Origin of the sequence: Caballeronia glathei, assembly GCF_000698595.1 — a bacterium.
In the GTDB taxonomy this organism is placed as follows: domain Bacteria; phylum Pseudomonadota; class Gammaproteobacteria; order Burkholderiales; family Burkholderiaceae; genus Caballeronia; species Caballeronia glathei.
In genome coordinates, this window is record NZ_JFHC01000018.1 from 92,498 (window position 1) to 111,082 (window position 18,585).

Here is an 18,585-nt window from a genome sequence, read left to right on the forward strand (position 1 = left end):
GGGTGTTCGTCAATGGGCGCTCAGCGAATCGGCAGCGCGCATCAGCCCGTGCGTGCGGGCGCGGCCCGCCAGCACGTAGCGCGTGCCGCGCCGGCACCACGTGAGGAGCCGCTCGTCGCCCGCCCGGCGCGCGAGCCACTGCGCCTCGCCGCGTGCCATCGGATCCGCGACGGAAAGCAGCACGGCAGTCTCGCCCGCATCGTTGCGATAGACGATTTCCGCCGCGTGCCGCATGAATCCGACCGGCACCGTGGTCGCGAGCACCGCGTGAAAGCCGAGGCTCGACAGATCGGGCACATCGGCCGGCATGCTGCCATGGCTTTCGACACCCGCCGACGCCGTCTTCAGCGCCATCAGCGCGGCATTGTCGAGACTCGCCTCCGGCACGCGCAGCACGAAGAGCGCGCCCGCGGCCACACACGCCGCGGCGAGCACGCCGGCCACGATGCGCCGCAACACGCGCAGGTCCCGGCGCGGCGGGCGCTCCGGGCGTTCCGGGCGCCGTGACTGCGGCGGATTCTTCGCGGAGGTAGCTTCGTCGTCGCGAAAAGTGTTCTGCATCTGCTGGTTCAGCCTTCCGTAAAAAGCGATCCGGCGGGCTTCCTCGGGCCGGCTCTCCATATAGCGGCGAACGTCGGCGGCCCGTTCGGGGCCGAGCAGGCCGTCGGCGAACGCCTGCACTTCTGCCTCCGAGAGCTGCGGGTCTGCGTGGGGGTCCGGGTTTGCCATGCTGCGTAGGGTCTGGTGTCGTCCCATGTGCAAACACGGCCTGAGCCGCCCTTATTCCGCCATCGATGAAGTTTTCGCATTGATCGTTTACCCGCACTTCGAAGCGCTCCGTCGCGGGATATCACATGTCGGGTCCTTCTATCCCGGCCTTCCGGAATATCCCGGCGCAGCCTGTGTTCACCCCAGTGCACGCCAGCACAAAACCAACCGGAGACGAGACAGCCATGAAGATTCCCGCCCTTGCAGGCGCGGGCGCGCGCCTGAGCGTCGCGCTTGCCGCCGGCGCGGTGTTCGCCCTGAGCGGCGGCGCCGCTTTCGCCGCCGGACCCGGCGGCCATCCCGCAGCAGCCGACGCCGAAGCGCCGTTCCTCGCCGAGAACGACCGCGCGATGACCCGCATGATGGACGACATGTCGATCGAGCCGACAGGCGATGTCGACCGCGACTTCGTCGGGATGATGGCGCCCCATCATCAGGGCGCGATCGACATGGCGCAGGCCGAGCTGCGCTACGGACACAACGAGCAGCTGCGGCGCCTCGCGCAGGAAATCATCGTCGAGCAGCAGCAGGAAATCGTCGCGATGCGGCTCGCACTGGGTGATGCGCTGCCGCCGGCCGCGCCCGCGCCCGATCAGGACGCGCCGACGACGCCCGTGCACGGCATGCCGACGCACATGCACATGAGCACGCCAATGAGCACGACCGCGAACACGAACAACGCGCCGATGCGCATGGACATGAGCAAGGAGACACCATGAAGCCCCTGTCGATACTGGCCGCCCTTCTCGTCGCCGGCGCACCCGCCGCGTTCGCGGGGCAGGTGCCCGCCTCGCTGTCGGCGCCGGACATCGCGGTAAGCCACCGCGACCGCGTCTATGCCGCCGAGCAGTTCTCGAACACCGTCTCCGTCACCGATCCCGCCGACAACCGGCTGGTCGGCGTGATCCGCCTCGGCGACCCGTCCCCGGGGAACTTCAGCCCGCTCTACCGCGGCCAGGTGCTCGTGCACGGCATGGGCTTCTCGCCGGATCACCGGACCATCGCGGTCGTGTCGATCGGCTCGAACTCGGTGTCGTTCATCGACACGCAGACCAACGCCGTGAAGCACGTGACCTACGTCGGGCGCGCGCCGCACGAGGCGTTCTTCACGCCCGACGGCAAGGAAGTGTGGGTGACGGTGCGCGGCGAGAACTACATCGCCGTCCTCGACGGGAAGACGTACGCCGAGAAGACCCGCATCGTCGTGCCCAACGGCCCGGGCATGCAGATCTTCTCGCCCGACGGCAAGTACGGCTACGTATGCTCGTCGTTCAATCCGGAGATCGACGTCGTCACGGTGGCCGATCACAGGATCGTCGGGCGCGTCAGGCAGGCGAGCCCGTTCTGCCCGAACATCGCCGCGACGCCCGACGGCCGCCAGGTGTGGTTCACGCTGAAGGACACCGGCAAGACGCAGGTCTTCGAGGCCCGGCCGCCATTCGCGCTGCTCAAGACGCTCGATACCGGGCCGATCACGAATCACGTGAACATCGTGCGCAACGCGAACGGCATGTTCGCGTACGTGACCGTGGGCGGGCTGAACCAGCTGAAGGTGTTCCGCACCGACGATTTCTCGCAGGTCGCGACCATCTCGCTCGGCAGCCTGCCGCACGGCATCTGGCCGTCGGGCGACGGCACGCGCGTCTACGTGGGTCTCGAAAACGCCGACGCGCTCGCCGCGATCGATACGCTCACCAACCGGGTGATCGCGACCGTCCCCATCGGGCAGGCGCCGCAGGCCGTCACCTACGTGCCCGACGCCGTGCCCGAGGGAGACGGCACGCAGAACCTCCAGCCGCTCGGCATCGCGGGGCAGACCGCGCATCTCGCAATGGTCAGCACCGCGAGCGCCGCTGCGGGACCGGCAGGCGCGGCAGGCGCGGGCGGATCGGGCAATCCGCCCACCACCGTCGCGCTCTTCGACCAGGGGCTGCTGCAAGTGCTGCAGGCCTCGGCGACCGGCCTCGAGCCGCGCCAGCCCTACGTGCTCGGCCTCGCCGACAACCCGGACGGCAGCGGCAGCATCGAGTCACTCGCGACGTTCATGACGAACCCGGCCGGCTCGGCCATCGTCAACGCGATCGGCCAGATCCGCCAGATCGTCGCGCCCGGCGAAGCGAACCCGAACGACCGGCGCCGCTATCTCATCATCGCGCCGCGCGTCGACGGCAAGCCGGGCGTGCCGGTGCAGGTTCAGGCGCTGTAGCGCGGCGCGGCGATAGGCGCGGGAGGCCCCGCGCCTATCGCGCGAAGGTGCCGAGCCGGTCGTGGTCGTAGTATTCGAGCGTCACGCGATCCGCCGTAAAGCTCGCCTTCGAGATCGTCCCCGGCTGGGCGTTCTCGTCGTGCAGCACGAACGTGAAGACGTCGCCGTCCCAGTGCGTGAGCGGCAGCCTGAGCGGGGTGGCTCCGATCACGAGCACGAGCGCCGTGCCCGCGAGCGTCACCTGCAGCGGCCCGTAGTACTCGTTGCGGTACGTGCCGGCGTAGTTCGCGAGCGGCTGCGGCGGCTGCGGGTTCACCGGCCGCGGCACGCCGACGAGCGAGCCCTCCGGCGCGAGCGACGGCGCGAACGCGTTGGCGAAGATGGTGGCCCAGTCTTGCCGGATCGCACCGAACTGGACGAGGTCGAAGAACTGCGCCGCGAGCGTCTCCGGCACGCCGAACGGGTAGCCGTTGGTCAGCACGACGATCGCGACTCCCGTCGACGGCACGATGGTGAAGACGGTCGCCGCGCCGACGCCGAACGCGCCCGAATGGTTGTACGAGACGCGCCCCGCTTCCGTCGTGCCGACATTGAAGCCGAAGCCGTAGTAGCCGTCCGGGCGGCCGTCGTGGGCGGGGCTCGAGAGATTCTGCCGCGAGAGCGCCGGCATGAGCGCCTTCTCGTCGACGATGCGCCGCCCCGCCACCGCGCCGTTGCCGAGGATCATGGCGAGCCACTTCGCCATGTCGTTCACCGACGAGCTGACGCCGCCCGCGGGCGACTGCGCGTCGGGCATCGTGCCCGGGCCGACCCGCCACTTGCCGTCCAGTTTCACGTGGCCCACCGCGCGGTTCGGACGCGCCACGAAATCGGCGTAGCGCGAACTGGTGCTCGTCATGCCGAGCGGCCGGTAGATCGCGGTCTCCGAGAGCGTCGCCCAGTCGACGCCGGACGCCACCGCAACCGATTCCGCCGCCGCGGTCAGCCCGAAATTCGTGTACAGATACGTCTTCCTGAACGGTTCGAGCTTCAGGTAGCGAAGCCGCTCCAGCACCTGCCGCTGGTCGTAGCCCATGTCTTCCAGCAGGTCGCCGGCGTGATCGGGCAGCCCCGAGCGGTGCGAGTACAGGTCCGCGACCGTGACCGCCTCGCTCACGGCCGGATCGGACAGCGTGAACCACGGCAGATGCGCGCGCACGGGCGTGTCCCACGACACGTTGCCCTTCTCGACCTGCGTCGCCACCACCGTCGCGCCGACGCCCTTCGATACCGATGCGAGCTGGAACACCGTGTCCGCGTCGACCGGGGCGGGCGCATTCAGCGAGCGCACGCCGAAGCCCTTCGCGTAGACCGTCTGGCTGCCGCGCACCACGGCCACGGCCATGCCGGGGACGCCCGTGCTCGCCATCAGGCGGGCGGAGAGCGTGTCGAGTTGCGCGATGGCGTCGTTGATCTGCTTGTCGGGCACCGGGGCGGGCCCGGGGTCGGTATTTGCATCGTCGCTCGAGCCGCACGCGGCGAGCACGCCCCCGCACAGCGCCGCGCCGAGAAACCGGCGGCGCCCCTGCAATGGTGTCATGAAGACTCTCCCGATGACGCCGAAGCCGCAGCCAGCACGGACGCCCGGCTTGTTGTTGTCAGCGCCGGCGCGGCGCCGCATCCGGCGGATTGTGCCGCATGCGAGCGATTTTGCGTGCGCTCTTTGGCCGGGCACGCGCAACCGGGCCGCGTGGCGGCTGCGTGTGCGCCGTGGCACCGCGCGGCCCGGTCACGCGTACCGGCATGCGGCGTACTATTCGATGACGCGCGGGAGCGCCTTTGCGGGACGCTCGCGGCAACGTTCCAGCACACGAGGAGATGCCATGCCGGAAAGCGGAAACGACACGCCGCCGTCGCTCGTGACGGTGCGCCCGGAGCGCGAAATCGCCACGCTTCAGCGCGTGCCCTACTTCGTGGGCATTTCGAAGGCGACCGCCGGAGCGAGCGGCCTCTCGATGCATCTCGTCGTCGTGCCGCCGGGCGGACACGGCGAGCCGCACGTGCACTGCGGCTACGAGACCGGAATCTACGTGCTGGAAGGGCGCGTCGAAACGCGCTACGGGCCGGGGCTGCGGGAGTCGGTCATCAACGAGGCCGGCGACTTTCTGTTCATCCCGCCGGGCGTGCCGCATCAGCCGTTCAATCTGAGCGACACGGCGCCGGCGAAGGCGATCGTCGCGCGCAACGATCCGGGCGAAGTGGAGCGCGTCGTGCCCTACGATCCGGCGCACGACGCCTGAGACGCGTTACGTCGATTCCGCGCGTCAGTTGCCGAAGCCGGCGGCGGTCGGAAGGTCGAGCGAGCCCTTGTCGGTGAAGCGGGTGCCGCCGAGCGCGCCGCCCGCGAGCCTGCCGCGCAGCGCGTACGGAATGCTCTCCAGCTGCGAGCCGCCCGCGAAGCCGAGCGCCTGGCGCGCCGCCGTGAACGCCGAAACCGTCACCGGCACGCTCAGCACGGCCTCGCCGAAACGCGGCACGCTGCCCTTCTGGTCACTCACGCCGCTTGCGAACGGCTTGCCGTTCAGGTCGAGGTCGAGCGAGACGCCGTCGTAGTCGATGGGGGCGTCGTTCGGGTTCTGCAAGCGCAGCTTCACGTTGAAGCGCATCTCCAGGCCCTGCCCTTCGAGCGGCTCGAGGCCCACCACGTTCACGCGCATCGGCTCGCGGCCGAACATGCCCGCACAGCCGCCCGCCGCGAAAAGCGTGCACAGCGCGCACAGCACGAGGACGAGCCGGATCGATTTCAGGACGGGATTCTGTTGCATGGATTTCGACCTCCGGTCGCGTGAGGCAAGCGATTGAATGTGAGCGATGAATGCGCCGCGTGCTGGACACGCATTGGGACACGTATTCGGACACGCATTGGGACACGCATTGGGACACGCATTGGGACACGCATTTGGCCGCGTATTGTACCGGCGGCGCGCAACCCGCCCGCTGCGGCCGACCCACCCCTTCTCCCGGTGATGCCGCGGCCCGCTTCGTATGCCTCGCGGGAATGAGTGTTATGCGCGGCGCGGATCTACTGCCGGCACGTCCGCCCGACGACGATGGCAAAGCGCAGACCCACCGGCACTCGACCCTCGGGCAATCGGAAATTCGCCTGAAGGAACCGGTCGCGCATCCCACATTCAAGGAGCCCCATCATGTCATTGCAGGACAAGCTCGACGCATTCAAGGCCGATTTCAAGGCGGGAAAAGCACCCTACTTCGCACCGCCGGAAATCCATCCGGTCATGGAGCGCGCCACCGCCGAACTGATCGCATCGGGGCAGGCCGAGCGCGCGCTGAAGGCCGGCGGCAAGGCGCCTGCGTTCACGCTGCCGGACCCGGACGGCAAGCCGGTTTCGTCGGCGGCGCTGCTGGAGAAGGGGCCGCTCGTCATCAGCTTCTATCGCGGCGTGTGGTGCCCGTACTGCAACCTGGAACTGCAGGCGCTTCAGGAGGCGTTGCCCGCGTTCGCCGCGCATGGCGCGAGCCTCGTCGCGATTTCGCCGCAGAACGCGGTGAACAGCCGCAAGTCGGTACGCACGAACAAGCTCGGCTTTCCGATTCTCAGCGACGCGCGCAACGATGTCGCCGACGCGTTCGGCCTGCGCTTCGCGCTGCCCGACTATCTGATCGAGCTCTACAAGACGCTGAAGAACGATCTGCCCGCCTTCAACGGCGATCCGGGCTGGACGCTGCCGATGCCCGCGCGCTACGTCGTCGGCACGGACGGGACGATTCTCTACTCGGAGGTCAATCCCGACTACACGCGTCGTCCGGAACCGTCGGACATGCTGGCCGCGCTGCGCGAGGCGCGAACGCAGGCGGTCTGATGCCGCTTTGCCCTCAGCCGATGCCGTCACCCGCCGCCGGACTGGCGGCCGGTGCGAGCGCCGCCTCGACGAACGCGACGAACGCGCGCGCCTTCGCGCTCGCCATGCGGCCGGTCGGATAGACGGCCCACAGGTCGACCGGCGGCAGCGCCCAGTCGGTCAGCACGGTGACGACCGCGCCGCTCGCCAGCTCAGGCGCGAACATCCATTGCGACGCCACCGCGACGCCCATGTCCGCGAGCACCGCCGCGCGCACGCCTTCGGCGGCCGTCACGCGCATGCGCCCCGAGACGGCCACCGCCACCTCCGTGCTGTCCCGGCGGAACGACCACGCGCTGCCGCCGCCGCTGCGCTCGTAGACGATCGCCTGATGCCGGGCCAGCTCGGCGGGCGTGGCGGGAATGCCGGCCTGCCGGAAATAGGCGGGCGTGCCGACCACGAACCGGTCGCTCTGCGCGATCTTGCGCGCGGTCATGCTCGAGTCGCCGAGTTCGCCCATGCGCAGCGCCACGTCGACGCCCGCTTCGAGCAGATCGATGTTGCGGTCGTCGAGCACGACGTCGATGGTGAGTTCCGGATGCGCCGCGAGGAAGTGCTTCATCAGCGGCACGACATGCAGCCGCGCGAACGTGACGGCGGCGCACACGCGCAGGCGCCCCGACAGGCTCGCGCCCGCGCCGCGCGCCGCGAGTTCGGCTTCGTCCGCTTCCTCGATCGCGCGCCTCGCCCGCTCGTAGAACTGCTGGCCGGCCTCGGTGGGCGTGAGACCGCGCGTCGAGCGCAGCAGGAGCCGCACGCCGAGCCGCTCCTCGAGCTGCGCGATCGACTTCGATACCGCCGGCTGCCCGACGTTCAGCCGCCGCGCGCCGCCCGAAAACGACCCGGCTTCGATCACGCTCACAAAGGTTTCCATTGCGGACAGGCGATCCATCGCGTATTCCCTCCCGGAATGGATCATATCGCCCGTAGCGGCGCCTTGCCATCGAGAGTGGCGGGTTCATGGCGGGTTCTTACGATTGCGCTCCATTCCTGCGGAGCATGACGGCTTCGGCCATGGCTGTGAGCAATCGAGAGCGACCGGCGCGAGGATGCCTTCGGCGAAGCGCGATCAAAAGGGCGTCCGGGAGAGAGTGTCGATTTGAGCGCAGAACGCGCGCGGCGCCTTCGCGCTCGCAACGGATGGCTCAGGCGGCGGCCGCGGTCTCGTCGACGGGTCCGGGCGCCGTGCCCGTGCCCATGCCCGCGTGGCTGCGCCGCCAGCCCGCGGGCGGCAGGCCGAATTCGCGCTTGAACGCGCGGTTGAACGCCGCTTCCGATTCGTAGCCGACCTGCTCCGCCACCGCCGCGAGGGACTTGCTGCCGTTGAGCATCTCCTGCGCCGCGATCTGCAGGCGCCACCGTGCGAGGTACTGCATCGGCGGCTGTCCGAGCAGATCCGTGAACCGTTGCGCGAGCGACGAGCGCGACAGGCCCGCCTTGCGCGCGAGTTCGTCGACGGTCCACGGATAGGCCGGCTGCTCATGCAGCATCGCGAGCGCACGCCCGACGAAGCGGTCGGAAAGACCCGCGAGCCAGCCCGTGCGGCCGGCGGGCAGCGCGTCGATGCAGCGGCGCACCGCTTCGACGAACAGCAGCTCCGACAGCCGGGCCAGCACGATCGCGCTGCCGACGCGAAACTCTGCCGCCTCCGCGGCCGCGAACTGCAGCGACGATTCGAGCCATGCCGAGCGCGGATCGTTGCGCATGTCGACCTTGAAGAGCCGCGGCAGCGAAGAGAGCAGCGGATTGCTGAGCGTGCCGTCGCAGGCGAGAAAGCCGCATACGAGCCGGGTCGATGCGCCACCGCCGCCGTAGCACAGCTTCATCACCTGGCCGGGCGTCGTTTCGAGCTGACTGGAGAGGAGCGTGTCGGTGGGCGCGGGCGCGAGATCCAGCGCGCTGCCCATCAGATGAGTTTCGCCTTGCGGCACGACGAGCAGTTCGCCGGCATTGACCTGAATGGCCGATGCGGGATCGTCCGCGAGTCCCGCCCAGCAGCATCCTTCGGTGATCAGATGATAGGAGACGACGCGTTCGGAGCGCGGCAGAAAGGCCTCGCAGACCGCCGCGTCGGCCTGGCCGTACAGGCACCAGGGCGCGGTGAACTCGCCGCGAAGATAGACCGCACCGCCCAGTCGCACGGAGCGAAGGACATCGGATAGGGCATCCATGAACAGAGTCCGTCAATCCCGGCGTTCCGCGCAAGAAATACGGACGCCTGGTCATTCACCAATACGACTTGTCGCGCAAATACTAGCACCCACGCAAAACCGCAACAACACGCAACGAGCGGACCATAAGCGGCATGCGCCAGCGCGGGACAATTGCGCATCAATGGAGACGCATAATGAACGATGCAAGTGCTTACAAGGGTCATTGCTTTTGCGGTACCGTCGAGTTCACCGTGCATGGCGAGCCGGCCGGCATGGGATATTGCCATTGCGAGTCGTGCCGGAAGTGGTCGGCGGGTCCCGTCAATGCATTCACGCTGTGGAAACCCGACGCGCTCGACATCACGCAGGGCGCGGACAATATCGGCACTTACAACAAGACGCCGCACAGCTATCGCAAGTGGTGCAGGACGTGCGGCGGGCATCTCTTCACGGAGCATCCCGGCCTGGGACTCATCGACGTCTATGCCGCCGTGATTCCCGATTTTCCCTACGAGGCCGGCATCCACGTGCACTATCCTGAATCAGCGCTGCCGATGAAAGACGGACTGCCCAAGATGAAGGACCTGCCGATGGAAATGGGCGGCTCGGGCATCCACGTGGCGGAATAGGCCACGCGGCGATTCACGCTCGCCCGCCACGGGCACCCTTCACGAGGCCACGGCGCCGCGCGCAGGCGGCGCATTCAGGAACCCGAAGTCAGCATCACGGATGACGCGCGCCCGTGTCGTGCCGCATCGCGCTCATGCATCGCATTCCCGTCCGCTTTGGATCATCAGGAGCATCACCATGTCCGCAGTCCCAACGAACACCCCCGCCGTCGATCTCGCCGCCGTCAAGACGCGGCAGCAGGCGGCCTGGTCCGCCGGCAACTATGCCGTCGTGGGCACCACGCTGCAGATCGTCGGCGAGAACCTCTGCGAGGCGCTCGACCTGCGCGCGGGCAGCCGCGTGCTCGATGTCGCCGCCGGCAACGGCAACGCGACGCTCGCGGCGGCGCGCCGCTGGTGCGAGGTCGTCTCCACCGACTACGTGCCGTCGCTGCTCGAATCCGGGCGCGTTCGGGCGCAGGCGGAAGGCCACACGATCGAGTTCCGCCAGGCCGACGCCGAGGACCTGCCCTTCCCCGACGCCTCCTTCCACGCCGTGATGTCCACCTTCGGCGTGATGTTCACGCCGAACCAGGAGAAGGCGGCGGGCGAAATGGCGCGCGTGTGCAGGCCGGGCGGCCGGATCGGCCTCGCGAACTGGACGCCCGCGAGCTTCATCGGGCAGCTGTTCAAGATGATCGGCACGTACGTGCCGCCCGCGCCGGGCGTGAAGTCGCCGGCGCTGTGGGGCACGAAGGAGCGGCTCGACGAACTGTTCGGCGGCGCGGCGCGGGAGATCCGCGCGACGAGCCGCGAGTTCGTGTTCCGCTACCGCTCGCCCGAGCACTGGATCGAGGTGTTCCGCACCTACTACGGCCCGATGAACAAGACCTTCGGCGCGCTCGACGCCGACAGGCAGGCCGCCTTCACCAGCGAACTGCTCGCCCTGATCGCGAGCCGCAACCGTTCGGGCGACGGCACGCTCGTGCTGCCGAGCGAATATCTGGAAGTGGTGATCGAGCGCAACGGGTGAGGTCTCGCTGCAAGACATCGTCCGCCGCGCGTTCGCCGCCTGGCGACCGCGCGGACGATGCGCGTCAGGACTCGCGCGTGAACTTGTCGAGATTGATGCCGAGCTCGCCCGCCATGTATTCCACGAGCGCCTGAAGCCGCGCCACTTCGTCGGCGAGGTGTTTGTGCTCCGCCTTGAGCAGATCGAGATCGGCCGATGCGGCCGACGCGCCGGATGCGCCGGAGTCGTCGAAAGCGGCGCCCCGCGGCGCCTCCGTCAGCGCGACTTCGCCGCACAACAGATGCATCCAGCGGCTTTCCCGCTCGCCCGGCGTGCGCGACAGCCTGACGACACGCGGCGGATCGTGCGCGGCGAGTTCGTCGAGAAACGCCTCGACCGACGACGTGTCGGCGAACCCATGCAGCCGCGCGCTGTTGAGCCGCAGTTCGGCGGCCGTCTGCGGGCCGCGCAGGAACAGCATGGTCAGAAGCGCGACGGCCTGGCTCGGAATGCGCAGCACGCGGTCCATGTTGTGCTCGAAGCGCGGCACGCGGCTGCTGCTCGCCTCGAGCACGAGACTCAGACGCTTCAGGCTGTCGATGGCGGTGAGCACATCGGCGTCCGTGACGCTCATCACCGGGGAACGGGCGGTCTTCTGGTTGCAGCCCGCGGTCAGCGCGTTGAGCGAGAGCGGATAGGTATCGGGGACGGTGCGCTCCTTTTCGACCAGTACGCCCAGCACGCGCGCCTCGAGCGGCGTGAGGGAGCGCATCGGCTGGCGTGCGGCGGCGTCGGATTCGGTGTTCATGTGTGGCCTGCAAGGAAGGTCTCGTTGTGGGCCATATGATAGCCGGACGGCTCGCGCGTCGAGCGGGCGCGTTCTGCCTGTCTGGACGGAAGTGCCGCGATGCAGGCGTTGCAGCGATGCGTATTGCGCCGACGGTAGCTTCCCGCCTTCATGCGCTGACTTGCCGCGCGGCGCGGCTCGAACTCAGCGCGTGGCGTCCCCCGAGGCATCCGCGTAATCGGCGCACGGCGCGTCGTGCGTGGCGTTGTCGCGGGCCGCGAGGCAGTCGGCGCAATGCTTCGCGGCGTCGCGGACCATGAAATGCACAAGCGTCTGCGAGACATTCAGCGCGCGCGCCGCGTCCTGCAACGTTCGCTCGCGCAGGCGCACCATCTCGAACGCGGTACGCGTGCGCGCGGGCAACTGCGCGAGGGCGTCAAACGCGTGGCGCAGCGCGTCGCGCGTCGCCAGCGCCGACTCCGGCGTCGGCGCCGGCGACGGAACGTCGAGGCCGTCGTCTTCCGCCGCGTGATAAAGGCTTTCGAGATTCTGGCGCCGGAAGTGATCGATCGACGCATTGCGCACCATCCGCGTCACATAGGCGAGCGGCTGGCGGATGCCTTCGTGATCCGGCAGCTCGGTCAGCTTGAGAAACACGTCGTGGACCACGTCCTCCGCGCGGCTTGCGCAGCCGACAACCGAACGCGCCACGCCGATCAGCATCGGCCGATGTTCGATGATCACGTCGAGCAGGCATCCCTCGCACGTTTTGCCCGACTGCAACGCAGCACGGGCCGGCGACGCCTTCAGATAGCGCATCGGCGCCGTGGCGGAACTGCTGCGTCCCGCTGCGGGCGTCGCCGGTTGTACGGATCCTCCAGCCATTCATTCGTCTCCGTTGAAGAACTCATAGTCGGATGAATGTAGCGTAAACGCGAATCATTCTCAAATCATATTTACATTAATGTAAGGATTTGTTCTGAATAAGCCTACTTTTCGGCGTTCCTCAGACGAGCGGTTCGTCCGACCACGCGACGCAAGCCGCGTAGCCCGGGGGCACGTCGAGCGCAGAAATCCGGAAATCCCCCGCGGGCAGGCTCGCGAACCGGCTGCCGGTGCGCGGCAGCACGGAAAAGCCGTTCATGCCGTAGGCCACGCCGACGCCGCGCGCCTTCAGCAACGCTTCCTTGGCGGTCCAGCAGTCGAAGAACGCTGCGGCCCGAGACGCCGCCGGCAACGCCTCGATCGCCCGAAGGTCGGCGGCGCCGAGCACGGAATCCGCGAGCGGGCGCCAGTCGAAGCCATCGGCGCACTGTTCGATGTCGACGCCCACGCGCCGCCGCCGCGAGATCGCGATGAGCCCGTGCGCGCCCGAATGCGAGACGTTGAAATCCGGCGCGCCGGGCGCGGCGAGCGCGGGCCGCCCGTGGCCGTCGCGCACGAGCGCGAGGCGCGCGGCATCGGCGCCGGTTTCGTTTGCCAGCAGCATTCGCAACGCGGCGCGCACGCTGGCGAAACGCGCGGTGTCCTCGTGACGGTGAAAGCGCCGCGCGTGCTCCAGCTCGTCGGCGGCGAGGACGGCGAGGGTCGCCTCGCGAAGCGGCGCGTCGAGCGCGACGTCGACGCGCCATACGCACACGTCCGGCGGGACGTCGCGGGGCAACGTCAAGGGCTCGATCCCGTCGACCGGATCATTCACGCGTGCCGCTCCCGGCCCCGGGCGACAGGCGCGCCGGCCATCAGGCACTCGCCGCCACGAAGAGGGCCGCCCAGCTCACGGCGGCGGGCGCGGCCATCGCGCAGGCCCGCGGCGACGCCCATCAACAGCGCAATCGGATAGACGGCCACCCACGGCTCCTCTCAGGTTCGCAAAAGTATCGCCAGGCTGCCGGCGGGCCGCTCACGGGAGCGGGCGCGCCGTGCCGCTCGCGGCGCGCCGCTCGCTCACGCTCGCGAGCAGTTCGTCGAGCAGCGCGATGTCGACGGGCTTCACGAGGTGCACGTCGAAGCCCGCCGACAGCGAGCGCTCGCGGTCCTGCTCCTGTCCGAAGCCGGTCATCGCGGCGGTCGTCGCGGAATGAAACGCGGGCTGCGCCCGCAGCTCGCGCAGCACGAAGAAGCCGTCGAAATCCGGCATCGCCAGATCGACCAATACCAGATCCGGCAGAAATTCGCGCGCGATCGCGAGCCCGTGCGCGCCGTCGTACGCGACGCGCGCCTCGTGCCCCTTCAGCCCGATCAGCATGGCGAGGCTGTCCGCCGAATCGCGGTTGTCGTCGATGACGAGCACGCGCAGCGCGCCGCCCGGCGCCGGCTGTTCGCCCGGCAGCCGGTCCGTGTCGCGCCGGCAGGCGTGCTGCCGCGCGAGCGGCAGGCGCACGGTGAACGTGCTGCCCTTGCCGCGCCCCTCGCTCGCCGCGAGGATCGCGCCGCCGTGCAGTTCGACGAGCGAGCGGCACAGCGTCAGGCCAATGCCGAGGCCGTTGTGGGTCGGATCGAGCAGCCTGTCCTCCTGCGCGAACAGCGTGAAGACGCGTTCGAGCGCATCGGCTGCGATGCCGCGGCCCTGATCGGTGACGCGCAAGAGGACCGCGCGCGCCTCGCCCTCGACCTCGATGACGATGCGGCTGCCCGCCGGCGAGAACTTCGATGCGTTGTTCAGGAGGTTCTGCAGCACCTGCACGAGCCGCGCGAGATCGCCTTCGACGACGAGCCGCTCCTGCGGCGAGCGCACCTCGATCACCTGCCCGCGCTGGTCCGCGAGCGGCCGCACCGCCTCGATGCTGTGCATCACGACGTCTTTCATGTCGACGGGCGCCACGCGCAGTTCGATCTTGCCGGTCGTGATGCGGCCCATGTCGAGCAGGTCGTCGACGAGGCGCGCGAGCTGCGCCGTCTGCCGGTCGATCATGTCGCGGCAGGACGCGAGCGTAGGCGTGAGCGCGGGTTCGAGCTGCATCACGCCCACGGCGTTGCGCAGCGGCGCGAGCGGATTGCGCAGTTCGTGCGCGAGCGTGGCGAGGAACTCGCTCACGTGCTGGCTGGAGCGCTCGAGCTCATCGATGCGCCTGCGCGCGCTCATGTCGCGCGTCACCTTCGCAAAACCGCGCAGGCGCCCGCTCGAATCGTGCATCGCCGAGATCACGACGTTCGCCCAGAAGAGCGACCCGTCCTTGCGCACGCGCCAGCCTTCGTCCTCGACGCGGCCAAATCGCACGGCAAGCTCCAGCTCGCGCCGGGGCTTGCCGGCCGCGACGTCCTCCGGGCCATAGAAGACCGAGAAATGCCGGCCGATGATCTCCTCGGGCCGGTAGCCCTTGATTTCCACGGCGCCGCTGTTCCAGCTCGCCACGTTGCCGTCCGGGTCGAGCATGAAGATCGCGTAGTCCTTGACGGCCTCGATCAGCAGGCGAAAGCGCTCCTCGCTCTGGCGCAGCCGCTCTTCTTCCTGGCGGCGCACCGTGAGGTCACGGGTGAGTTTCGCGAACCCCATGGGCTTGCCCGACGGGTCGCGCAGCAGATTGATCACGACGTTCGCCCAGAAGAGCGTCCCGTCCTTGCGCACACGCCAGCCTTCGTCCTCGAAGCGCCCGGTGGCGAGCGCCTGTTCGAGCTCGTAATCGGGCCAGCCGCGCGCGAGGGCATCCGGCGTGTAAAAACGCGAAAAGTGTTCGCCGATGATATCGTCGGCCGTGTAGCCCTTGATCTTCTGCGCACCGGCGTTCCAGGTGCGGATGCGTCCGTCGAGTCCCAGCATGAAAATCGCGCAGTCCTCGATCTCCTGGACGAGGGTGCGGTACAGCAGTTCGTCGGACGCGTCGCCGGGGCGCATGGGCACGTGGCCGTGGCCGGCAGTCGAGCCGGTCTCTGGTTTTGGCATGGTGTCGATTTCTTGTTGGCGCGTTGCCTGATCGAGCATACACCGTTCGAGGCCCGCTGTTCGGGGCTTCGCGGTATCCCGCCGATGCGCAACCGCATCGGACAACGATTCGACACCGGTTCGACCGCGATTCGCGCCCGATTCCCGTCCGAGGCCAAGACCGCTCGCGCCCCTGCCCGCGGCCAACTCGCGCCCCGCTCGCGCCCCGCTTGCCGCCAACCCGCGTGAACAGCCGGCCCCATGCGGCCAGCCGTTTCTGTCAGACCGTCGGGCTCGGGCCGCGCTCGAGATAGGTGGACAGCGCGATATAGCTCCGCGTGCCCTCGAACCCCTCGATCCCGTGAATGCGGCCGAGCAGGTCCTCGAGTGCCTGCGTGTCGCGCGTGCGGACCTTCAGGAGCATCGCGCTCTCGCCCGTCACGGTATGAATTTCCTCGACATCGGGAAGTTCGGCCAGTTGCAGCAACTGGCGCGTCACCGCCCAGCTTTTCGTGTCGACGTGGACGAACGCGAGCAACGGCCGGCCGATCTTGCTGCCGTCGATATCGGCAACCGTCGCCTTGATCACGCCGTCCTGCTTCAGCCGCTTCGCGCGCTCGTGAACGGCGGGCGCCGACAAATGCAGCATCCTGCCGAGCTCCGCATAGCTGCGCGTCGCATCCTCGGCGAGGAGGCCCAGGAGTTTCCTGTCGGTCTCGTCGAGTTTGGCGGGGCGCAGCGGCCGGCGCTGTACCGTGTTCGAATTTTCTGACATTCAGATGCCCTCCGTTATTCCGCCTAATGGCATAAGCCATAGTACCGATAACATCCGAACGCCATTGATATTCCCTTATGCATGGTCCCGCGCGTGCGGCGGCGCACGCGCGCCCCGCCGCCGGACGTCGGCGGATCATGAAGCTCAAAAGCGCCGCCGCGAGGCGGTCTTCGCGCGCCGCACCGCGGATCGCCGCGTGCACGAAGAGCGCGCCTTGTCGCCGACAGAATCGGTTCGCAGGCGCTCGGGCAGCGCCGCGCGTCGGCTCGATGCCGTCGATAATGCCGAGCCGTTCTTCAGCACCGGGCGCATGCCGCCCACGTGCACGATGCTGGTCTGCGGCGGCTCCGCCCCGATGCGCTCCACATCATTGACAGCAGTGCCAAGAACTCGCTCGAACAGTGACGAGATGCGCACGGCCATCGGGTCGGGCAGAGGCCCCGCGCAGTCCCAAAAGACGCCGATCCCCGGAACGAGTATCGGTCGGCCGCGCACCGCAAGCGGCCCGCTGATCTGAATCAGCAACGCGAGAACAACGAACGTACAAGGGCGTCTCAGGCCGACCCGAACAAGCGCCCGCATGGCGCTCCCGTGAAGAAAAAGACCCGCGGGACGGACGGCCGCCCCGAACGCCTGGCGCATGCCGCCCGCTCATCTGCGGGGCGGACACATTGAAGCGTCCGTTTATTCCACTCCATCGAGCGCGATGTGTTCGCCATCCCACCATGCCTGACCTTCCCGGATGGAATACGGACAGGCGTCGAGCGTTTTGAAATATAACGGCGTCACAACCAGGAACGCCCTTTCCGCCACCGAGTTGCCATGCCGAAACCAACAAGAATCCTGCTGTACTACGACGGCTCGCCGGAAGCCCGGTCGGCACTGCATCGCGCGGCGGATCTCGCGCTCGCCCTCGGTGCGCACGCGGACGTGCTGGCTGTCGTCGATACGGGTTCGACGATGTCGGTCGGCGAGTGGTATCTGTCCGATATCGCGTTCGGCAACGTGCGCCACGCGATGATGGGCGCGCTGAAGGAAGCGCTCGATCACATGACGGGCTTCGGTATCGCGGCGCAGGGCCACATGGCGTTCGGCACCGTGGTCGACAGCATCTCGCGGCATGCCGGCATGCTCGACGCCGACATGCTCGTCATCGGCCACCGCACGCGCGGGCGGCTCGCGCGCTGGCTGGGCGGCTCTACCCACGCGGAACTCGTCGAGCGCTGCAAGGGGCGCACCGTCGTGACCATCGCGTGCGACTGACCTTTTGCATGCTTTCGGCCGGTTGGAATAAAGAGGCGGTGCGGGTGTTCTGAAAGTGTGGACGCCAGTCGTCCCTCGCGGCTTTCGTTTCTTTCATTTTCGAACGGTGGGCGACGCGCAACGCGTGTCACGCGGCAATCGACGGAGGAATTTCATGACCGGTTCGAACTCAGGCGACCAACACGCAGGGGCGAGCGCGCCGACATGCCGCGTGGTGCGTCCCGGCGACGCCTTCGAGGGCAAGCAGGCCCTGATCTACGCGGCGGGCATCTCGGCCGCCACCGTCGGAGCCAGGGGCATTCACATGCAGCTCGCGACGATACCTCCGCTCGCGCGCGCCCGGCCGCACAAGCACGAGGCGCACGAAACCGCCATCTACGTGCTTTCCGGCGCATCGGGCGTGTGGTTCGGCGAGGACCTGAAGGAGCATCTGTTCGTCAACGCGGGAGAGTTCTTCTACATCCCGGCGAACATGCCGCACCTTCCCTACAATCCGAGCGCGACGCAGGACTGCGTCGTCGTCGTGGCCCGCACCGATCCCAACGAACAGGAAAGCGTGGTGCTGCTCGACGAACCGGACGCAGTGCATGCGTCCGAGGCAGGCTGAGCGCCACACGCGAGCCTGGCGCAAGAAGTTGCGTGCCCGGCTTTCGCCGGGCTTTCCACGAACATCGAGACGGCGCCGGGAACGCCGGTAATCACCAAGGACTTTGCATGGACCTGTACGTCAACCCTGCTTTTTTCAAGCTGCTTTCCACCAGCTACACCCGCCTTCTCGGCAAAGCGCTCACCCCCGAGGGCATGTCCGTCGAAGCCGCCGCGCGCTGGCTTTACGAAGACGCGCCGTTCGGCCTCCTCGCTCACAACACCGACGCCGACCCGCTTTTCGTCTACGGCAACAAGGCCGTGCAGCGGCGTTTCGAATACACGTGGCAGGAACTCACTGCGCTGCCCTCGCGGCTGTCGGCTGAAGCGCCGAACCGGGAAGAGCGGCAGGCGTTTCTCGACCGCGTGCAAAAGGACGGCTATGTCACCGGCTACCGGGGGCTGCGCATTGCGAAGAGCGGCAAGCGGTTCTGGATCGAAGACGCCACCGTCTGGCAACTGACCGACGAATTCGGCACCTACCGCGGCCAGGCCGCGATGCTTCCCCGCACGCTCGACGTCTGAACACCACGGCGGGCGCGCGCCCGCCGCTTCCCTTACCCGACATGTTCCAAAGGAGCCCCATGAAAGTTTTCTACGACAAGGACGC

Annotated in this window: 21 protein-coding genes; 9 read left to right on the top strand and 12 right to left on the bottom strand. The window is 68.2% G+C overall.

Features of this window, described 5'->3' with window-relative positions:
• Positions 1-9: 9 nt before the first annotated feature.
• On the bottom strand, positions 10-729 hold the full coding sequence (locus tag BG61_RS13890) for an anti-sigma factor (protein WP_035932922.1): 720 nt from the start codon (positions 727-729) through the stop codon (positions 10-12).
• Positions 730-953: 224 nt separating this feature from the next.
• Here BG61_RS13890 and BG61_RS13895 point away from each other — a divergent pair, with 224 nt between their 5' ends.
• Both BG61_RS13895 and BG61_RS13900 read left to right on the top strand, forming a co-directional pair.
• Positions 954-1,487, top strand: a complete 534-nt coding sequence (locus BG61_RS13895; RefSeq protein WP_051672499.1) for a DUF305 domain-containing protein — start codon at positions 954-956, stop codon at positions 1,485-1,487.
• Positions 1,484-2,974 carry a YncE family protein gene (locus tag BG61_RS13900; protein WP_035932925.1) on the top strand — a complete coding sequence of 497 codons (1,491 nt, stop codon included), beginning with the start codon at positions 1,484-1,486 and terminating at the stop codon, positions 2,972-2,974. The genes BG61_RS13895 and BG61_RS13900 overlap by 4 nt, the downstream gene beginning before the upstream one ends.
• A 34-nt stretch (positions 2,975-3,008) precedes the next feature.
• On the opposite strand, the gene BG61_RS13905 is transcribed toward BG61_RS13900, so the two are convergent.
• Entirely contained in the window at positions 3,009-4,553 is a 1,545-nt protein-coding gene (locus tag BG61_RS13905) for a serine hydrolase (RefSeq protein ID WP_035932999.1), read from the bottom strand.
• Between the two features lie 283 nt (positions 4,554-4,836).
• Here BG61_RS13905 and BG61_RS13910 point away from each other — a divergent pair, with 283 nt between their 5' ends.
• A complete protein-coding gene (locus BG61_RS13910) occupies positions 4,837-5,253 on the top strand; it encodes a cupin domain-containing protein (RefSeq protein WP_035933001.1) in 417 nt (138 codons plus the stop codon).
• Between the two features lie 24 nt (positions 5,254-5,277).
• Here the strand turns inward: BG61_RS13910 and BG61_RS13915 are convergent, their stop codons facing one another.
• Positions 5,278-5,778 (bottom strand): LEA/WHy family protein, encoded by a 501-nt coding sequence (locus BG61_RS13915; RefSeq protein WP_051672500.1) that lies wholly within the window; start codon positions 5,776-5,778, stop codon positions 5,278-5,280.
• A 381-nt stretch (positions 5,779-6,159) separates the two neighbouring features.
• Between BG61_RS13915 and BG61_RS13920 the strand changes: the two genes are divergently transcribed.
• Entirely contained in the window at positions 6,160-6,834 is a 675-nt protein-coding gene (locus BG61_RS13920; RefSeq protein WP_035932928.1) for a peroxiredoxin-like family protein, read from the top strand.
• Between the two features lie 13 nt (positions 6,835-6,847).
• On the opposite strand, the gene BG61_RS13925 is transcribed toward BG61_RS13920, so the two are convergent.
• Together BG61_RS13925 and BG61_RS13930 are read right to left on the bottom strand one after the other, a co-directional pair.
• Positions 6,848-7,765, bottom strand: coding sequence for a LysR family transcriptional regulator (locus tag BG61_RS13925; protein WP_035932931.1), 918 nt, complete (start codon positions 7,763-7,765; stop codon positions 6,848-6,850).
• A 253-nt stretch (positions 7,766-8,018) separates the two neighbouring features.
• The gene (locus tag BG61_RS13930) at positions 8,019-9,044 is read right to left on the bottom strand and encodes an AraC family transcriptional regulator (RefSeq protein WP_035932934.1); all 1,026 of its coding nucleotides are present in this window, start codon (positions 9,042-9,044) and stop codon (positions 8,019-8,021) included.
• 176 nt (positions 9,045-9,220) lie between these two features.
• Between BG61_RS13930 and BG61_RS13935 the strand changes: the two genes are divergently transcribed.
• Both BG61_RS13935 and BG61_RS13940 read left to right on the top strand, forming a co-directional pair.
• Positions 9,221-9,655: a GFA family protein gene (locus BG61_RS13935; protein ID WP_035932936.1), complete on the top strand. Its 435-nt coding sequence runs from the start codon at positions 9,221-9,223 to the stop codon at positions 9,653-9,655.
• 178 nt (positions 9,656-9,833) lie between these two features.
• The gene (locus BG61_RS13940) at positions 9,834-10,667 is read left to right on the top strand and encodes a class I SAM-dependent methyltransferase (RefSeq protein WP_035933007.1); all 834 of its coding nucleotides are present in this window, start codon (positions 9,834-9,836) and stop codon (positions 10,665-10,667) included.
• Positions 10,668-10,731: 64 nt separating this feature from the next.
• Here the strand turns inward: BG61_RS13940 and BG61_RS13945 are convergent, their stop codons facing one another.
• The 7 genes from BG61_RS13945 to BG61_RS13970 all read right to left on the bottom strand — a co-directional run bounded on the left by BG61_RS13945 (position 10,732) and on the right by BG61_RS13970 (position 16,709).
• Positions 10,732-11,454 carry a YceH family protein gene (locus BG61_RS13945; RefSeq protein WP_035932938.1) on the bottom strand — a complete coding sequence of 241 codons (723 nt, stop codon included), beginning with the start codon at positions 11,452-11,454 and terminating at the stop codon, positions 10,732-10,734.
• 183 nt (positions 11,455-11,637) lie between these two features.
• The gene (locus BG61_RS13950; protein ID WP_370818073.1) at positions 11,638-12,252 is read right to left on the bottom strand and encodes an RNA polymerase factor sigma-70; all 615 of its coding nucleotides are present in this window, start codon (positions 12,250-12,252) and stop codon (positions 11,638-11,640) included.
• A gap of 187 nt (positions 12,253-12,439) precedes the next feature.
• Positions 12,440-13,132: a 4'-phosphopantetheinyl transferase family protein gene (locus BG61_RS13955; RefSeq protein WP_035932941.1), complete on the bottom strand. Its 693-nt coding sequence runs from the start codon at positions 13,130-13,132 to the stop codon at positions 12,440-12,442.
• A complete protein-coding gene (locus BG61_RS42805) occupies positions 13,129-13,281 on the bottom strand; it encodes a hypothetical protein (protein WP_158447163.1) in 153 nt (50 codons plus the stop codon). Before BG61_RS42805 ends, BG61_RS13955 begins: the two co-directional genes overlap by 4 nt.
• A 52-nt stretch (positions 13,282-13,333) precedes the next feature.
• Complete coding sequence (locus tag BG61_RS13960) at positions 13,334-15,313, bottom strand: PAS domain-containing hybrid sensor histidine kinase/response regulator (RefSeq protein ID WP_081868063.1); 1,980 nt, start codon at positions 15,311-15,313, stop codon at positions 13,334-13,336.
• Positions 15,314-15,572: 259 nt separating this feature from the next.
• The gene (locus BG61_RS13965) at positions 15,573-16,067 is read right to left on the bottom strand and encodes an Lrp/AsnC family transcriptional regulator (protein WP_051672501.1); all 495 of its coding nucleotides are present in this window, start codon (positions 16,065-16,067) and stop codon (positions 15,573-15,575) included.
• Between the two features lie 144 nt (positions 16,068-16,211).
• Positions 16,212-16,709, bottom strand: coding sequence for a hypothetical protein (locus tag BG61_RS13970; protein WP_129572157.1), 498 nt, complete (start codon positions 16,707-16,709; stop codon positions 16,212-16,214).
• Between the two features lie 180 nt (positions 16,710-16,889).
• Between BG61_RS13970 and BG61_RS13975 the strand changes: the two genes are divergently transcribed.
• The 3 genes from BG61_RS13975 to BG61_RS13985 all read left to right on the top strand — a co-directional run bounded on the left by BG61_RS13975 (position 16,890) and on the right by BG61_RS13985 (position 18,500).
• Positions 16,890-17,330, top strand: coding sequence for a universal stress protein (locus BG61_RS13975; protein ID WP_051672502.1), 441 nt, complete (start codon positions 16,890-16,892; stop codon positions 17,328-17,330).
• A gap of 154 nt (positions 17,331-17,484) precedes the next feature.
• Positions 17,485-17,937, top strand: coding sequence for a cupin domain-containing protein (locus BG61_RS13980; RefSeq protein ID WP_051672503.1), 453 nt, complete (start codon positions 17,485-17,487; stop codon positions 17,935-17,937).
• A 107-nt stretch (positions 17,938-18,044) separates the two neighbouring features.
• Positions 18,045-18,500 carry an MEKHLA domain-containing protein gene (locus BG61_RS13985; RefSeq protein ID WP_035932946.1) on the top strand — a complete coding sequence of 152 codons (456 nt, stop codon included), beginning with the start codon at positions 18,045-18,047 and terminating at the stop codon, positions 18,498-18,500.
• Positions 18,501-18,585: the final 85 nt, after the last annotated feature.

What these genes read in the sequence shown, in the direction of transcription:
- BG61_RS13985 (WP_035932946.1), top strand. Translation starts at nt 18,045, where the DNA reads ATGGACCTGTACGTCAACCCTGCTTTTTTCAAGCTGCTTTCCACCAGC.
- BG61_RS13950 (WP_370818073.1), bottom strand. Translation starts at nt 12,252, where the DNA reads ATGCGCTATCTGAAGGCGTCGCCGGCCCGTGCTGCGTTGCAGTCGGGC.
- BG61_RS13960 (WP_081868063.1), bottom strand. Translation starts at nt 15,313, where the DNA reads ATGCCAAAACCAGAGACCGGCTCGACTGCCGGCCACGGCCACGTGCCC.
- BG61_RS13940 (WP_035933007.1), top strand. Translation starts at nt 9,834, where the DNA reads ATGTCCGCAGTCCCAACGAACACCCCCGCCGTCGATCTCGCCGCCGTC.
- BG61_RS13915 (WP_051672500.1), bottom strand. Translation starts at nt 5,778, where the DNA reads ATGCAACAGAATCCCGTCCTGAAATCGATCCGGCTCGTCCTCGTGCTG.
- BG61_RS13905 (WP_035932999.1), bottom strand. Translation starts at nt 4,553, where the DNA reads ATGACACCATTGCAGGGGCGCCGCCGGTTTCTCGGCGCGGCGCTGTGC.
- BG61_RS13980 (WP_051672503.1), top strand. Translation starts at nt 17,485, where the DNA reads ATGACCGGTTCGAACTCAGGCGACCAACACGCAGGGGCGAGCGCGCCG.
- BG61_RS13970 (WP_129572157.1), bottom strand. Translation starts at nt 16,709, where the DNA reads ATGCGCCAGGCGTTCGGGGCGGCCGTCCGTCCCGCGGGTCTTTTTCTT.
- BG61_RS13900 (WP_035932925.1), top strand. Translation starts at nt 1,484, where the DNA reads ATGAAGCCCCTGTCGATACTGGCCGCCCTTCTCGTCGCCGGCGCACCC.
- BG61_RS13945 (WP_035932938.1), bottom strand. Translation starts at nt 11,454, where the DNA reads ATGAACACCGAATCCGACGCCGCCGCACGCCAGCCGATGCGCTCCCTC.
- BG61_RS13930 (WP_035932934.1), bottom strand. Translation starts at nt 9,044, where the DNA reads ATGGATGCCCTATCCGATGTCCTTCGCTCCGTGCGACTGGGCGGTGCG.
- BG61_RS13965 (WP_051672501.1), bottom strand. Translation starts at nt 16,067, where the DNA reads ATGTCAGAAAATTCGAACACGGTACAGCGCCGGCCGCTGCGCCCCGCC.
- BG61_RS13895 (WP_051672499.1), top strand. Translation starts at nt 954, where the DNA reads ATGAAGATTCCCGCCCTTGCAGGCGCGGGCGCGCGCCTGAGCGTCGCG.
- BG61_RS13935 (WP_035932936.1), top strand. Translation starts at nt 9,221, where the DNA reads ATGAACGATGCAAGTGCTTACAAGGGTCATTGCTTTTGCGGTACCGTC.
- BG61_RS13925 (WP_035932931.1), bottom strand. Translation starts at nt 7,765, where the DNA reads ATGGATCGCCTGTCCGCAATGGAAACCTTTGTGAGCGTGATCGAAGCC.
- BG61_RS13975 (WP_051672502.1), top strand. Translation starts at nt 16,890, where the DNA reads ATGCCGAAACCAACAAGAATCCTGCTGTACTACGACGGCTCGCCGGAA.
- BG61_RS13910 (WP_035933001.1), top strand. Translation starts at nt 4,837, where the DNA reads ATGCCGGAAAGCGGAAACGACACGCCGCCGTCGCTCGTGACGGTGCGC.
- BG61_RS13920 (WP_035932928.1), top strand. Translation starts at nt 6,160, where the DNA reads ATGTCATTGCAGGACAAGCTCGACGCATTCAAGGCCGATTTCAAGGCG.
- BG61_RS13890 (WP_035932922.1), bottom strand. Translation starts at nt 729, where the DNA reads ATGGCAAACCCGGACCCCCACGCAGACCCGCAGCTCTCGGAGGCAGAA.